This is a genomic window from Geodermatophilus sp. DSM 44513, assembly GCF_032460525.1.
Classification (GTDB): Bacteria; Actinomycetota; Actinomycetes; order Mycobacteriales; family Geodermatophilaceae; genus Geodermatophilus.
The window spans coordinates 2,017,536-2,032,410 of the sequence record NZ_CP135963.1 but is presented as its reverse complement, the minus strand read 5'-3'; the positions used below and the strand labels follow the sequence as shown (position 1 = coordinate 2,032,410).

The following is a 14,875-nucleotide window of genomic DNA, read 5'->3' as shown; positions in this document are numbered from 1 at the left end:
GACCATACACGCTCGTGCATGATCGCTCATCACCGGGGTGTCCCCGCGGCGGCGGGGTCAGCCGGAGACGCGCAGCACCAGGAGGGCGACGTCGTCCTCGGACCCGGCGGCCAGGCGGTCCAGCAGGGCGTCGCACAGCCGGTCGGGGGCCAGGCCGTGCAGGTCGGCGGCGACCGAGCGCAGCCGCGCGCTGCCGTCGTCGAGGTCCTGGTCCCGGCGCTCGACCAGGCCGTCGGTGTACAGGACGACCGTCGTCCCGGGGGCGAGGGTGACCTCGTGGTCGGTCCGGGCCCGATCCGGGGCCACGCCCAGCAGGAGCTCCGGTGCGCGGACGAGGAACTCCGCCGAGCCGTCGGGGTGCAGCAGCAGCGGGGGCGGGTGCCCGGCGTTGGACCAGCGCAGCCGGACCGCCCCAGGCACCGGACCGTCCAGCACGGCCTCCGCCTGGCACAGCACCGCGGTGGCCAGGGTGTCGACCCGCAACCGGTGGAGGGCACGGTCGAGGGCGGCCAGCACCCCGGCGGGCGTGGCGTCCACGGTGACGCTGACGCCCCGCAGCACGTTGCGCACCTGCGCCATGGCGACCGCCGCCGTCCGGTCGTGGCCGGCCACGTCCCCGACGACCAGGGTGGTGCACCCGTCGCCGGCCGGGAAGGCGTCGTACCAGTCCCCGCCGACCCGCGCGGCCCGCGCCGCCGGGCGGTACCGGGCGGCCATCTGCAGCGACTCCGGGCGGGGCAGGGGCGTGAGCAGGCTGTGCTGCAGCGCCTCACCGAGCCGGCGGACCTCCCGCGTCGCCTCCTGCTCGGCGGAGTGCGCGCGCAACCGGTCCAGCGCCTGCGCGGTCAGGGCCGCGAGCGCCTGGAGCAGGGCGCGGTCGGCCGTGCGCCACGGGTGCGGACCGGTGAACACCACGGCCAGCGAGCCGATCGTCCGTCCGTGCGAGGTCAGCGGCACCACGCCCGCCCCCTCGGTGCGGGCCCGGACGTAGCTGGCGCGCGCCCCCGGGAAGCGGTCGAGGGCCTCGGCGCGGTCGGTCAGGAAGACCGCCTCGCCGCCCGTGGCGACCCGCACGATCGGCAGCGGGGCGTCGACCGGCAGCTCCGCGACCTCGGCGCGCAGACCCGCGTCGAAGAAGGCGGTCGCCAGCGTCCGCACCCGCGCGGCCCCGGGCTCGGCCAGGCACAGCACCGCGCCGGCCGCGCCGAGCACCGACGCACCGTCCCCGGAGACCACGCCCAGCACGTCGTCCTCGGACCGGGCGTCGGCCAGCCGCTGGGCGACGGCGATGAGCGCGCCGAGCCGTCCGGCGTCCACCACGGCCGCCCGCTCCAGGGTGACGTCGCGGAAGTACCAGGCCCAGCCGATGTAGTCCCCGCACCCGTCGCGCAGCGCGGCCCCGTAGCGGTCCAGGACCCGGCCGTCGCGCAGCAGCAGCTCGTCGCGGGCCGCGCCCGAGGCGGTGCCGTACAGCTCGTGCACGCGGGCGAGGAAGGCGTCCGGGTCCACCAGCTTGTCCAGCACCGAGGCCAGGGCCGCCTCGTCGGAGCCGGAGGCCACGACCTCGGCGGGGATGGGCCAGATCTCGGCGAACCTCCGGTTGGAGGTGACCATGCGGCCGTCCGCGGACACCACGACCATCCCGTCCAGGCCGCCCTCCACGGCGGCCCGGAGCAGCGCCAGCTCGGTCCGGTCGGGGACCGCCGGTCCCGGCTGGTCGTCCATCGCCTCCACGCCCCCGGGCCGACGCGTGCAGCGAGCCCACCACCGATGTCTCGCCGGAGAATCTACGGCGTGACCGGCGCCGCCGCGTCGGCGCGCGTGCGCGGGACGGCGCGGGGGCATGACCGGTGCCGTGAGTCCGTACGACCGGGTCGTGATCGTCTTCAACCCGCACAGCACCGGCGACGCACCACGCGCCGCCGAGGAGCTGCACGCCGAGCTGACCCGGCGGCTGCCGGACGTGCCGGTGGAGCTGTGCCCCACCCGGTACGCCGGGCACGCCCGGGACCTGGCGCGGGAGGCCGCCGCCACCGGGCGCCCGCTGCTGGTCTCGGTGAGCGGCGACGGCGGCTACAACGAGGTGGTCGACGGCGTGCTGCAGGCCGGGGACACCGGCGCGGTGTGCGCGGTGCAGGCCGCCGGCAACGCCAACGACCACCGCCGGACGACGCGGGAGCGGCCGCTGGCCGACGCGATCGTGGCCGGCGACGTCCGGCGCATCGACCTGCTCCGGCTGACCGTCGGCAGCGGCGATGCCGCGTCCACCCGGTACGCGCACTCCTACATCGGGGTCGGCCTGACCCCGGTCGTCGCCGTCGACCTGGAGGAGGGCGGCAAGGGCTCGTGGCGGGAGGTCGTCACCACCGTGCGGTCCTTCGCCCGGTTCCGGCCGTTCCCGATCCGGCTGGAGGACGGCCGCCGGCGCACCGTCGACAGCCTGGTGTTCGCCAACATCGACCAGATGGCCAAGTACGCCACGCTCAGCGAGGGCGGCCGCCCCGACGACGGCCGGTTCGAGGTCGTCACCCAGCAGCGCACCGGCAAGCTCCGGGTGCTGGGCACGCTGCTGCGGGCGGTGACCCGGGGGCTGGGCCCGCAGCCGAGCGTCACCCACTACGGGTTCACGCCGCTGAGCCCGATGCCGCTGCAGCTGGACGGCGAGCTCGTCGAGCTGGAGCCCGGCACACCGGTGGCCGTCGACATCGCGCCGCGGGCGCTGGCCACGGTGCTCTGAGGCCGGTCAGCCCAGCGGGTCGCCGTCCCCGTAGGGCCGCAGGCGCAGCTGCCGGGCGTCGCCGTCCGGGGTGGTGTCCCGCAGCACGGCGGGGTCGTCGGCGCCGGCGCGCAGGAACCGGCCGGACCAGTGGTCGAGCTCGCCGGCCGCGATCGCGGCCACCAGCTCCACGACCCGCTCCGGCGGCGTCCAGTCGGTGTGCCCGCGCCACATCGGCATGGCGCGGGTCATCGGGGTGTCGACGACGCCGGGGGCCACGTCGAAGGTGCGCACGTCCAGGCCCTCCAGGGCGCCGGCCAGGGCCTCGGTCACCCGCATGAGGCCGGTCTTGGCCACCGAGTAGGCCGAGTACTCCGGGCGGGCGCGGGTGCCCATGCCGCTGGCGAGGGAGACCACCCGGCCGCGGTTGCGCAGCACCATCCACGGGACGACGGCGCGGCTGAGCAGGAAGGCGCCGCGGACGTGGCTCTCCACGACCGACCACCACTGGTCCGGGTCGGCCTCCCACAGCGGTTCCTCGGCCGCGTCGATCAGCCCCGCGTTGTTGACCAGCAGGTCGACCGGGCCCAGCTCCTCGCGCACCCGGCCGACGGCCTCCTCGACGGCGGCCCGGTGGGTGACGTCGGCGGGCACGGCCAGCGTGCGGGCGCCGGTCGCGGCGGCGACCTCCGCCATGGCCGCGGCCAGCCGCTCGCCGCCCCGGGCGAGGCCGGCCACCGCCATGCCGCGGGCGGCCAGCCCCTCGGCCAGGTGCCGCCCGATGCCCGTGGACGCGCCGGTGACCAGCGCGACGGAACCCGACAGGCTAGGCACGGAGCTCGGCCCCCAGCGCCTGCTCGACGTGCGCCACCACCCGCTGCCGCAGCTCCGCGGCCTCCTCGCCGGACAGCGTGCGGTCCGGGGCGCGCAGGGTCAGCGACCACGCCAGGGACCGGCGGCCCGCGCCGACCTGCGGGCCGGTGTAGACGTCGAACAGCGCGACCGCCTCCAGCAGGTCGCCGCCGGCCTCGCGGACCGCCGCCTCGACGTCGGCGGCCGGCACGTCCTCGGGCAGGACGAAGGCGAGGTCGACGAAGACGGGGGGGAAGGCCGACAGGTGCGGCCCGACCGGCACCGCCGCGGGCGGCAGCGCGTCGACGTCCAGCTCCATCGCCGCGGTGCGCGCCGGCAGGTCCAGCGCGGCGCACACCCGCGGGTGCAGCTCGCCGGCGTGCCCCACGACCCGCCCGCCGGCGACGAGCTCCGCGCAGCGGCCGGGGTGCCACGGCGCCCGCTCCCCCGACCGCACGGTGAGCTGCACCCCGGCGGCCTCGGCCACCCGGCGGGCGGCCTGCACGGCGTCGGCCCACACCGCCGGGCGGCCCGGGCCCCACCAGCCGCGCGGCTCGCGGTGCCCGGCCAGGGCCACGGCCACGTGCCACGGCTGCTCCGGCACCGCGCCGAGCAGCGCGGCCAGGGTCGCGTCGTCCGGGCGCCGGTCCACGCCGGGCAGCGGCGCCGGTGCGCGCTCCCCGCCGGGGAACACCGCGCCGTGCTCGAACAGCGCCACGTCCCGGACGCCGCGGGACAGGTTGCGGGCCAGCGCGGCGAGCAGGCCGGGCAGCAGCGTGGTGCGCAGCGCCGGCTCCTCCTCCGACAGCGGGTTGCGCACCAGCAGGACCTGCCGGCGCGGGTCGTCGCCGGGCAGGCCGAGCGCGTCGAGGGCCGCCGTCCCGACGAACGGGAAGGACGGCGCCTCCACGTGGCCGGACTCGGCCAGCGCGCGGCCGATCGCCCGCCGGCGGCGCTGGCGCTCGGTCAGGCCGCGGCCGGGCGGGGCGGTGGGCAGCACGGAGGGGACGTCGTCGTAACCGGCGAGGCGGACGACCTCCTCGACCAGGTCGGCGGGGTCGGTGAGGTCCGGGCGCCAGGACGGCGGGGTGACGTGCAGCGGGCTCTCGCCGTCGACCGCGCAGCCGACGGCGGCCAGCAGCGCGGTGACCCGCTCGGCCGGGTGGGGGACGCCGGCGACGCGGCCGGGCAGCGCGGGGTCCAGCGCGATCACCGGGCGGGGGCCGCGGGTGTCGACGTCGACCGGCGCGCCGACGACCCGGGCGCCGCCGTACTCGGCCAGCAGTGCGGCGGCGCGGGCCAGCGCGGCGGTGGTCATCTCCGGGTCGACGCCGCGCTCGAAGCGCTTGGCGGCCTCGCTGGGCAGCCGGTGCCGGCGGGCGGTGCGGGCCACGCCGGTCGGCTCCCAGTGCGCGGCCTCCAGCAGCACCGCCGACGTCGCGTCGCCGATCTCGGTGGACGCGCCGCCCATGACCGCGGCCAGCCCGATCGGCCCGGAGTCGTCGGTGATCAGCAGGTCGTCCGAGGCCAGCGCGCGGTCGGCGCCGTCCAGGGTGGTCAACCGCTCGCCCTCCCGCGCCCGGCGGACGACGATCGGCCCCCGCACCCGGTCGCGGTCGAAGGCGTGCATCGGCTGGCCGAGTTCGAGCATCACGTAGTTGGTGACGTCGACGGCCAGGGAGATGCTGCGGACGCCGGACTGCGCCAGCCGCCGGCGCAGCCACCACGGGCTGGGCGCGGTGGGGTCCAGGCCCTCCAGCGCGACCATCGAGAACCGGTCGCAGCGGCCGGCGTCCTCGACGGTGACCGCCCAGGCCGGCTCCCCGGACCCGGCCGGCGCGGCCAGGTCGCCCGGGTCGCGCCACGGCACGCCCAGGCCGGTGCCCGTCTCGCGGGCGATGCCGCGCAGGGACAGGCAGTAGCCGCGGTCGGGGGTGATCGCCAGCTCGATCACGACGTCGTCCAGGCCGACGACGGGGCGGGCGTCGGCGCCGGGCTCGACCCCCTCGCCGAGCACCCCGTCCCCCAGCACGAGGATGCCGGCGTGGTCCTCACCGACCCCCAGCTCGCGGGCCGAGCAGATCATCCCGTCGGAGACGTGGTCGTAGGTCCGCCGCGCGGCGATGGCGAACCCGCCGGGCAGCACCGCGCCGGGCAGCGCGACCACCACGGCGTCGCCGACGGCGAAGTTCTGCGCGCCGCAGACGATGCCCCGCGGCTCGGGTTCCCCCACGTCGACACGGCAGTACCGGATGGGCTTCTTGAAGCCGGTGAGCTCCTCGATGCCGAGCACCCGGCCGACGACCAGCGGGCCGGCGACCTCGGCCGGCCGGTGCACCTCCTCGACCTCCAGGCCCAGGCGCACGAAGGTGGCGTCGAGCTCCTCGACCGTCGTGCCGGCGGGGACGTCGACGTGCTCGGCCAGCCAGCCGATGGGGACCCGCATCTACAGCTCCACTCCGAACGCCGTCGTGAACCGGGTGTCGCCCTCGGCGAAGTACCGCATGTCGCCGACCGCGGAGCGGAACTGCAGGGCCCGCTCGATGCCCATGCCGAAGGCGAAACCGGAGTACTCCTGCGGGTCGACGCCACAGGCGACGAGCACCCGCGGGTTGACCATCCCGCAGCCGCCCCACTCCACCCAGCGCGGGCCGTCGCGGTGCTCGGGGAACCACACGTCGAACTCCGCCGACGGCTCGGTGAACGGGAAGTACGACGGCCGCCAGCGGGTGACCGCCTCGGCGCCGAACAGCGAGCGGGACAGGTGGTCCAGCGTGCCGCGCAGGTGCGCCATGGTCAGCCCCCGGTCGACCGCCAGCCCCTCGACCTGGTGGAACACCGGCAGGTGCGTCGCGTCCAGCTCGTCGGTGCGGTACACCCGGCCGGGCGCCACGACGTAGACCGGCGGCGTGCGGGACAGCAGGGTGCGCGCCTGCACCGGGCTGGTGTGGGTGCGCAGCACCAGACCGGAGTCCTCGGGCGCCACGAAGAAGGTGTCCATCATCGTGCGCGCCGGGTGGTCGCGGCCGATGTTGAGCGCGTCGAAGTTCAGCCACTCGGCCTCGAGCTCGGGGCCCTCGGCGACCTCGTAGCCCATCCCGACGAAGACGTCCCCGATCCGCTCCATGAGCGTGGTGATCGGGTGCCGCGCGCCCCGGGGGGCGCGGTCCCACGGCAGGGTGACGTCGACCCGCTCCTCGGCCAGCACCCGGGCGTCCCGCTCGGCCACCAGCTCCGCCCGGCGGGCCTCGAAGGCCTCGGTGACCGCCACGCGGGCGGCGTTGACCCGCTTGCCGGCGTCGGCCCGGGCGGCCGGCGGCAGCGCGCCGAGCTCGCGGCGGGCCAGCAGCACCGGCGCGCGGTCACCCAGGTGGGCCGGGCGGACGGCGGCCAGCGCGTCGAGGTCACCGGCCGCGGCGAACGCGCGCCGTGCCTCGGCGACAGCGGCGTCGAGGGCCTCGGGGGCCAGGGCGGCGACCTGCTTGGGGTCGTAGGGGTCGTTGGCGCCGGACACGGGAGGCCATTCTGCCCGGGACCCCCGCGGGGTCGCCGCCGGGTTTCGGCGGCCCGCCGGTCCCCCGATCGGGGGGTGCCCGGCGGGTGACCGCTCAACGCGGGCGGAGAGCGTCCGATGAGTAGGCGTGACCCTCACTCCAGCCGCTCCCGCGACGACGATCGACGACGTCCTGCGCGACGGGGCGGTGCGCAGCGTCTTCCAGCCCATCGTCGAGCTCGACACCGGTCGGGTGGTCGCCTACGAGGCCCTCGCCCGTGGTCCGCAGGGCCCCCTGGAGCGCCCCGACCAGCTCTTCGCCGCCGCCCGCGCGGCCGGCCGGCTGGCCGAGCTGGACGCCGCCTGCCGCACCGCCGCGCTCACCGGCGCCTTCGAGGCCGGCCTGGCCGCGCCGCTCACCCTGTTCGTCAACGTCGAGCCCGAGGTGCTCGACAGCGCGCCGATGGAGGACCTGCTGGCCATCGCCCAGACCGCCCCGGGCGGGTTGCGCGTGGTCCTGGAGATCACCGAGCGCGCGCTGGCCACCCGGCCGGCGGAGCTGCTGCGGACCGTCGAGCGGGTGCGCGCGGTCGGCTGGGGCGTGGCCGTGGACGACGTGGGCGCCGAGGCGATGTCCCTGGCGTTCATGCCGCTGCTGCGCCCCGACGTCATCAAGCTGGACCTGCGTCTGGTGCAGGAGCGCCCGGGCCCGGTGATCGCCCAGATCATGAACGCGGTCAACGCGCACGCCGAGCGCACCGGCGCCGTCGTGCTGGCCGAGGGCATCGAGGACGAGGCCCACCTGGCCACCGCCCGCGCGCTCGGCGCCACCCTGGGCCAGGGCTGGTTCTTCGGCCGCCCGGCCGCCGCGCCGGTCGAGGGTGCGGTCACCGGGGCGCTGGTGCTGCCCTCGCAGCTGCCCCAGACCCTCGACCGCGACGCCGACGTCTCCCCCTTCTCCTGCCTGCCGATCGACGTCCCGGTGCGCCAGGCGCCCAAGGCCCTGCTCATCGAGCTGTCCAAGCAGCTGGAGCGGGAGGCCATGCGGCTGGGCCGCACGTCGGTGGTGGCCGCCACCTTCCAGGAGGCGCGGCACTTCACCCCGGCGACCACGCTGCGCTACCGCGACCTGGTCGAGCGCACCGGCTTCGTCTGTGCGATCGGCGAGGACCTGCCGGTGGAGCCCCTGCCCGGCCTGCGCGGCGCGACCCTGCGCGCGGAGGACCCGGTGCGTGGCGAGTGGGACGTCACCGTGCTGGGCCCGCACTTCTCCGCCGCGCTGCTCGCCCGCGACCTGGGCGACGACGGCCCCGACGCCAAGCGCCGGTTTGCCTACGCCCTGACCTACGACCGCGACACCGTCATCCGGGCGACCGTGGCGCTGCTGGCCCGGGTCACCCCGCGCACCGAGGAGCTGCCCCCGTCGGTACCCCGGCCGGACGGCGGCGCGGCGTCCGAGGGCGTCGTCGTGCCCGCGGCCGAGCGCTTCGACGCCGGCGTGCTGCTCGCCGCGACCGGCGACACGCTGGTGCACGGCGCGCTGGCCGCGACCCCCACCGGCGTCACGATCGTCGACATCCGGCGACCCGACCAGCCGCTGGTCTACGTCAACCCGGCCTTCGAGCGGCTCGCCGGGCTGTCGCGCTCGGAGCTGCTGGGCCGCAACTGCCGCTTCATGCAGACCCCGGACACCGACCCGACCGCGATCGCCGCCGTCCGCCGCGCCCTGGACGCCGGCGAGGAGTGCCGGGTGACGATGCTCAACTACCGCGGCCCGGAGAAGACGCCGTGGTGGAACGAGCTGCACCTGGCCCCGGTGCTCGGCCACGACGGCACGGTGACGCACTACATCGGCAGCCAGGTCGACGTCACCGCCCGCGTGGAGGCCGAGCGCGCCCTGGTGCAGGAGCGCGACCGCACCCGCACCTACCTGGCCCGCATCGAGGAGCTGGCCTACACCGACTCCCTCACCGGACTGCCCAACCGGCGCCGGCTCGGCGAGCAGGTGGACACCGCGATCTGGAACGCCCGGGCTCGCGACGAGGCGGTGGCCCTGCTCTTCGTGGACCTCGTCGGCTTCAAGGGCGTCAACGACCGGTTCGGCCACGCGGTCGGCGACGACCTGCTGGTCGCGGTCGCCGAGCGGCTGCGCAGCCGGCTGCGGCGCGGCGACCTGCTGGCCCGCCTGGGCGGGGACGAGTTCCTGGTGGCGCTCACCGGGCTGGCGGGGGACACCGGGGACGCCGAGGCCCGCCGCATCGCCGACGAGCTGGCCGCGGTGGTCGCCGCGCCGGTGCAGCTGCGCGGGCAGGAGTGCACCGTGCAGGCGAGCATCGGCGTCAGCGTGTGGCCCGGGGACGGCGCGGACTTCCCGGCGCTGCTGCACTCGGCGGACATGCGGATGTACGCGACGCGGAGCGCCCGGCACGCCTGACGGAGGACCCCGGCCGCCGGCGGCGGGCTCTCGCGGCGGCCCCGCTGCAGGGGCCCGCCGCGAGCCTGCGAGCGGCGGGGGGCAGCGGGGTCCTTCACCAGCGTTGTGCGAGCTGGGTGGCGTAGAGGCAGATCGCCGCGGCCGCGGCCAGGTTCAGGCTCTCGGCCCGCCCCCGCATCGGGATGCGCACGCGGGCGTCGGCCAGCGCGGCGAGGTCGGCGGGCAGGCCGCGGGCCTCGTTGCCGAACAGCCACACCACCGGCCCGGCCAGCTGCCCGCCCAGCTCGTCCAGCGCGGCCTCCCCCGCGCCGTCGGCGGCCAGCACCGTGCCACCGGCGGCCCGCAGCCGGGGCAGCAGCGCGTCCAGCGGCGCGCCGCGGACGACGTCGACGTGGAACAGGCTGCCGGCGCTGGCGCGCACCGCCTTGCCGCCGTAGGGGTCCGCCGAGCCGGCGCCGAACACCACCGCGCCCGCGCCACAGGCGTCCGCGGTGCGCAGCACGGTGCCGGCGTTGCCCGGGTCGGCCAGCCCGGCCAGCGCCACGGTCAGCCGGGGCGGGCGGCCCACCAGGACGTCGGCGGGCACGTCGCGCAGCGCGCAGACGGCGACCAGGCCCTGCGGGGTGACCGTCTCCGACAGGGTCGCCGCCGCCCGCTCGGTGACCGTGCGGACCGGGACCGCGACGCTCGCCAGCAGGTCCCGGTGGGCCGCGGCGGCCGCCTCGGTGGCGAACACCTCGCGCACCCCGGCCGGCTCGGCCAGCGCCTCGGCGACGGCCTGGCGCCCCTCGGCCAGGAACAGCCCGGCGGCGTCCCGCCCGGCGCGGCGGGTCAGCCTGCGCGCCGCGGCGACCCGCGCCGAGCGCTCGGTGAGAACCTCCCCGGTCACCGTTGCGTCGTCCTCCTCTGCGACGAGATCGGCGATCTCGCGCGGTTGGTGACCCGGGAGCGTGCGAGATCGCCGATCTCGCCGGGTGGGGGCGCCTGCCCACACGCCGACGCCGCCGGCGCGGGTCCGCAGACCCGCCCCGACGGCGCCGGTGACGTGGTGGAACTGTCCCTCCTGCAGGGGCCCGCCACGAGCCTGCGAGTGGTGGGGGGAGGAGGGTCCTTCTTCAGGCGGCCTGCTCGCCACCGGCCGGTGCGGCGGCCACGGCCGCGCGGGCCGTCTCCACCAGTGTGGCGAAGGCGGCCGGCTCGTTGACGGCCAACTCGGCCAGGACGCGACGGTCCAGCTCGATGCCGGCCAGCTTGAGGCCCTGCATGAACCGGTTGTAGGTCATGTCGTTCTGGCGGGCCGCGGCGTTGATGCGGGTGATCCACAGCTTGCGGAAGTCACCCTTGCGCACCTTGCGGTCGCGGTACTGGTAGGTCGCCGAGTGGAGGACCTGCTCCTTGGCCTTGCGGTACAGGCGGGACCGCTGGCCCCGGTAGCCGCTGGCCGCCTCGAGTACCGTCCGCCGCTTCTTCTGGGCGTTGACCGCCCGCTTCACACGTGCCACGGAAGGGCTCCTTGTCGTCTAAGGGGGTTCTCAGAGCCCCAGCAGCTTCTTGAGGTTCTTGGTGTCGGCCGGGGAGATGACCTGGTCGGAGTCCAGCCGGCGCTTGCGACGCGAGGACTTGTGCTCGAACTTGTGCTGGTTGTTGGCCTGCTCGCGCATGAGCTTGCCGCTGCCCGTGACCCGCACGCGCTTGGCCGTCCCCTTGTGCGTCTTCTGCTTCGGCATGTCCTCGTCCTCGTTCGTCGTGTGTCCGGGCCGTGCGGCGGCCCGGGGGCCACCGGCTGGTCCGGTGGTGCGGTGCTCGGCCTCCTGCGGGGGCAGGGGACCCTGCTCAGGCCTGCGGGCCCTGGTTCTCCGCGGCCCGCTCGGCCTTCGCCTGGCGGCGGGCGCCGTCGGTGGCGGCCTGGTTCCGGTGCGGGGCGATCACCATGACCATGTTGCGGCCGTCCTGCTTGGGGTTGGACTCGACGACCCCGAGCTCGGAGACGTCGGCGGCCAGCCGCTGCAGCAGCCGGTAACCCATCTCCGGCCGGGACTGCTCGCGGCCGCGGAACATCACGGTGATCTTGACCTTGTCGCCGCCCCGGAGGAAGCGCTCGACGTGGCCCTTCTTGGTCTCGTAGTCGTGCGGGTCGATCTTCAGGCGCAGCCGCATCTCCTTGATGACGGTGAGCGCCTGGTTCCGCCGGGCCTCGCGGGCCTTCTGGGCGGACTCGTACTTGAACTTCCCGTAGTCCATGAGCTTGCAGACCGGCGGCCGGGCCATGGGGGCGACCTCGACGAGGTCGAGCTCGGAGTCCTGCGCCAGTCGCAGTGCTTCGCCGATCGACACGATGCCGACCTGCTCGCCCTCGGGACCGACCAGGCGGACCTCGGGGACGCGGATACGGTCGTTGATGCGGGGCTCGGTGATGGCCTCTCCTCTGCTTCTGCATGGGGAGGGCCCGCTGGGTCACCGGACGCCGACGTGCGGAGGGCCCCACGAGCGGCTGCTCGCGGGGCCCACTCGCCGGGGTGCACGGGCCCGGGGGCTCGTGCACGCCGCGACCCCGGCCGGGGGCCGGGGTCGCGATCCGGGGACCTGGACGCCTCGACGACGCCAGGTGGGAGCGGGCTCCTCTTGGTCGAGCGGCCCGGGGCGGGGCCGCTCAGTGGTTCACGCGCCTCGTGTAGCGGGGAGGCTCCTCCATGTTACCGCGTCCCCGGCGGCGCGGTCAGCCACCCCGGCGAGGCGCTGGAACGGCCCCGTCGCAGGGTCCCGCGCCGAGCGTCAGCGAGGTGTGGGGGGCGACGGGGTCCTTCTCTTCAGTCGTCGTAGAGCAGCGGCGGGCGGGGTGGGGGCGGCGGCTCGGCCGCGCGGGCCGCGGCCAGCAGTGCCCGCAGGCCCTCGACGGCGTCGACGGCGCGGTCGCCGTCGGCCCCCTGGATGGCCAGCACGGCGAACTCGTCGTCGTTGGTCAGCTGCAGCGTCGCCCAGCGGAAGCGCCGGTCGAAGCGGACCGCCCGCACCGCCGTCCACGGCAGGGCGCGCTCCCCGGCCAGGTTGCGCACCCGGATGCCGGTGAGGTCGGCGTCCACCCGCGGGCGGCCCAGGGCCAGCAGGCCCGCGCCCAGCACCAGCCCGAGGCCGACGAGGGCGACCTGGTCGGCGGTGGTGAAGCGGGCGACACCGGTGGCGTTGTCCTGCAGCGTCACCCCGACGTAGGTCAGGACGCCGGCGACGACCAGGGCGGCCGCCGCGCACAGCAGCCGCCACCGGCGGGGGACGGCGGAGACGGCGGGCGGGGCGGCGGGCGGCACGGTCCCATCGTCCCAGGCCGGGGACCGGCCGGGACGCACCGCGGCGCCGTGCACCATGGTCCTGCGCCGTCGACGAGGGGGAACCGTGACCGACGTCCTGCCCGAGACCCCGCCCGGGACCGGGCCACCGCCGCCCCTGGCCGGGTACACCGTGGCGGTGACCGCGGAGCGGCGGGCCGGTGAGCTGGTCACGCTGCTGGCCCGCCGGGGCGCCCGGGTGGTGCACGCGCCGGCCATCCGCGTCGTGCCGCTGGCCGACGACGCCGAGCTGGTGGCCGCGACCCGGGAGGTCCTGGCCCGGCCGGTGGACCTGGCGGTGGCGACCACCGGCGTCGGCTTCCGCGGCTGGCTGGCCGCCGCGGAGGCGTGGGACCTGCCGCTGGTCGAGCACCTGCGCTCGGCGCGGGTGCTCGCCCGCGGCCCCAAGGCGCGCGGGGCCATCCGCGGGAGCGGGCTGGTGGACGCCTGGTCGCCGGCCTCGGAGTCCTCGGCCGAGGTGCTCGAGCACCTGCTGTCCGGCGCGGAGGGTCCGCTGGCGGGGCGACGGGTCGCCGTCCAGCTGCACGGGGACCCGCTGGCCGACGTCGTCGCGGCGCTGCGCGCGGCCGGCGCGGAGGTGGTGACCGTGCCGGTGTACCGCTGGGTGCCGCCGGAGGACGTCGCCCCGCTGCGCCGGCTGGTCGCCTTGGTGGTCGCCGGCGCGGTCGACGCGGTCACCTTCACCAGCGCGCCGGCCGCGGCGAGCCTGCTGTCGGTGGCCGAGGAAGAGGGCCGGCACGCCGAGCTGGTCGCCGCGCTCACCGGCGGCGTGCTGCCGGTGGCCGTGGGCTCGGTGACCGCCGCGCCGCTGGTCGCCGCCGGCATCGCCGCGGTGCAGCCCGAGCGCGCCCGGCTGGGCGCCCTGGCCCGCGAGGTCGTCGCCCGGCTGCCGGAGCGCGACCCGGTGCTGCGGGTGGCCGGGCGGGAGCTGCAGGTCCGGGGGCACGCCGCGGTGCTCGACGGCGACGTGGTGCAGCTGGACCCCGGCCCGATGGCGGTCCTGCGGGCGCTGGCCGCCGTCCCGGGCGCCGTCGTCCCCGTGGCCGACCTCGGCGGGGACGGGGACGACGTCGGGACGGCGGTGGCCCGGCTGCAGGACGCGCTCGGCCCGGGTGTGGTGGAGGCGGTCGCGGGGCGCGGTGCCCGCCTGGCGGTCTGACAGCCGCGCCGACCCCCGCGGGGTGAGCCGCCGGCCACCGGCGTGCGCACCGGCCCGGCCAGCGGCGAGGATCGTCGGTGTGACCGTCACCGAGGACCCCGCCGCTGCCGGCCGTGCGCTGCTCGAGACCGGCGCCGCGGTCGCGGGGACCATGAGCCGCAGCGCCGCGGCGGTGGTCTACCCCGGGGCGGACCGGGCCGCGGTGCAGCTGCCCGACCGACTGGCGGGCTGCCTGCGCGCGGCGGCCGACGAGGCGGCGCAGGTCGCCGTCCCGCGCGAGCGGGCCCGCGCCGGGGCGGTGCTGGCCTTCGCCGTCGAGCACGGGGTGGCCCTCGACCGCGGCGGGCGCCCGGTCCGCGACGACGGGTTCTTCACCGCCCGTGCCGGCGGGCGCTCGGCGGCCGACGCCGTGGCCGAGGCGGTCGTGTCCGCCGCCCGCGGGTCGCACGAGGAGCGGCGGGTGCGCCACCTCGGGTACCTGCTGGCCGAGGTCGCCTGCTCCCCCGACCTGGACGCCGCGGTGGTGGACCGGGCGCTGGCCCTGGCCGCCGGGCTGACCTGGCGGCAGCTGGTGCTGCTGGCCGGCGTCGGCCGCCGCGACCGGTCCCCGCTGCCGATGACCCCACTGGCCGACGACCCGCGCGGCTGGACGGCGTGGGGCGCCCGGGAGGACCTCACCGACCTGCAGCGCGCCGGCCTGCTGGACCCGCCGCCGGCCCGGCCGCGGCCGGGTGGCGCGGCACTGCCCCGGCTGCGCCCGGCCGACCTGCGGCTGACCCGCCGCGGCGTGCTGGTGCACCGGCTGCTGGCGCTGGGCTTCGTCCGGGACGCCGACGTCACCGCCGCGCTGGCCGAGCTGGCACCCCCCGGCTCCTGAACC

General features: G+C 77.3%; 13 protein-coding genes. 4 read left to right on the top strand and 9 right to left on the bottom strand.

Annotation, left to right across the window (positions count from 1 at the left end; translation table 11 throughout):
- Window positions 1-57: 57 nt before the first annotated feature.
- Window positions 58-1,725 carry a SpoIIE family protein phosphatase gene (locus RTG05_RS09875; protein ID WP_166528488.1) on the bottom strand — a complete coding sequence of 556 codons (1,668 nt, stop codon included), beginning with the start codon at window positions 1,723-1,725 and terminating at the stop codon, window positions 58-60.
- 130 nt (window positions 1,726-1,855) lie between these two features.
- Between RTG05_RS09875 and RTG05_RS09870 the strand changes: the two genes are divergently transcribed.
- Window positions 1,856-2,737, top strand: coding sequence for a diacylglycerol/lipid kinase family protein (locus RTG05_RS09870; protein ID WP_208105039.1), 882 nt, complete (start codon window positions 1,856-1,858; stop codon window positions 2,735-2,737).
- Between the two features lie 6 nt (window positions 2,738-2,743).
- Here RTG05_RS09870 and RTG05_RS09865 read toward each other — a convergent pair whose 3' ends face one another.
- Genes RTG05_RS09865 through RTG05_RS09855 form a run of 3 tightly spaced genes read right to left on the bottom strand, consistent with a single transcriptional unit; the run spans window position 2,744 to window position 7,082 of the window.
- The gene (locus RTG05_RS09865; protein ID WP_166528487.1) at window positions 2,744-3,550 is read right to left on the bottom strand and encodes an SDR family NAD(P)-dependent oxidoreductase; all 807 of its coding nucleotides are present in this window, start codon (window positions 3,548-3,550) and stop codon (window positions 2,744-2,746) included.
- A complete protein-coding gene (gene pheT / locus RTG05_RS09860) occupies window positions 3,543-6,014 on the bottom strand; it encodes a phenylalanine--tRNA ligase subunit beta (RefSeq protein ID WP_166528486.1) in 2,472 nt (823 codons plus the stop codon). The genes RTG05_RS09865 and pheT overlap by 8 nt, the downstream gene beginning before the upstream one ends.
- Window positions 6,015-7,082 carry a phenylalanine--tRNA ligase subunit alpha gene (locus RTG05_RS09855; RefSeq protein WP_315912508.1) on the bottom strand — a complete coding sequence of 356 codons (1,068 nt, stop codon included), beginning with the start codon at window positions 7,080-7,082 and terminating at the stop codon, window positions 6,015-6,017.
- A gap of 127 nt (window positions 7,083-7,209) precedes the next feature.
- Between RTG05_RS09855 and RTG05_RS09850 the strand changes: the two genes are divergently transcribed.
- Complete coding sequence (locus tag RTG05_RS09850) at window positions 7,210-9,495, top strand: diguanylate cyclase domain-containing protein (protein WP_166528485.1); 2,286 nt, start codon at window positions 7,210-7,212, stop codon at window positions 9,493-9,495.
- 94 nt (window positions 9,496-9,589) lie between these two features.
- Here the strand turns inward: RTG05_RS09850 and RTG05_RS09845 are convergent, their stop codons facing one another.
- From RTG05_RS09845 to RTG05_RS09825, 5 genes are all read right to left on the bottom strand, one after another.
- Window positions 9,590-10,384 (bottom strand): TrmH family RNA methyltransferase, encoded by a 795-nt coding sequence (locus tag RTG05_RS09845; RefSeq protein ID WP_166528484.1) that lies wholly within the window; start codon window positions 10,382-10,384, stop codon window positions 9,590-9,592.
- 226 nt (window positions 10,385-10,610) lie between these two features.
- Window positions 10,611-10,997, bottom strand: coding sequence for a 50S ribosomal protein L20 (rplT, locus tag RTG05_RS09840; RefSeq protein ID WP_166528483.1), 387 nt, complete (start codon window positions 10,995-10,997; stop codon window positions 10,611-10,613).
- Between the two features lie 30 nt (window positions 10,998-11,027).
- The gene (rpmI, locus tag RTG05_RS09835) at window positions 11,028-11,222 is read right to left on the bottom strand and encodes a 50S ribosomal protein L35 (RefSeq protein ID WP_166528482.1); all 195 of its coding nucleotides are present in this window, start codon (window positions 11,220-11,222) and stop codon (window positions 11,028-11,030) included.
- A 106-nt stretch (window positions 11,223-11,328) separates the two neighbouring features.
- On the bottom strand, window positions 11,329-11,895 hold the full coding sequence (infC, locus tag RTG05_RS09830; RefSeq protein WP_315912572.1) for a translation initiation factor IF-3: 567 nt from the start codon (window positions 11,893-11,895) through the stop codon (window positions 11,329-11,331).
- Between the two features lie 407 nt (window positions 11,896-12,302).
- Window positions 12,303-12,797, bottom strand: a complete 495-nt coding sequence (locus tag RTG05_RS09825; RefSeq protein ID WP_166528481.1) for a PH domain-containing protein — start codon at window positions 12,795-12,797, stop codon at window positions 12,303-12,305.
- Window positions 12,798-12,882: 85 nt separating this feature from the next.
- On the opposite strand from RTG05_RS09825, the gene RTG05_RS09820 reads away from it, so the two are divergent.
- Both RTG05_RS09820 and RTG05_RS09815 read left to right on the top strand, forming a co-directional pair.
- Entirely contained in the window at window positions 12,883-13,995 is a 1,113-nt protein-coding gene (locus tag RTG05_RS09820) for a uroporphyrinogen-III synthase (protein WP_315912507.1), read from the top strand.
- A 79-nt stretch (window positions 13,996-14,074) separates the two neighbouring features.
- On the top strand, window positions 14,075-14,872 hold the full coding sequence (locus tag RTG05_RS09815) for a hypothetical protein (RefSeq protein WP_166528479.1): 798 nt from the start codon (window positions 14,075-14,077) through the stop codon (window positions 14,870-14,872).
- Window positions 14,873-14,875 lie beyond the last annotated feature (3 nt).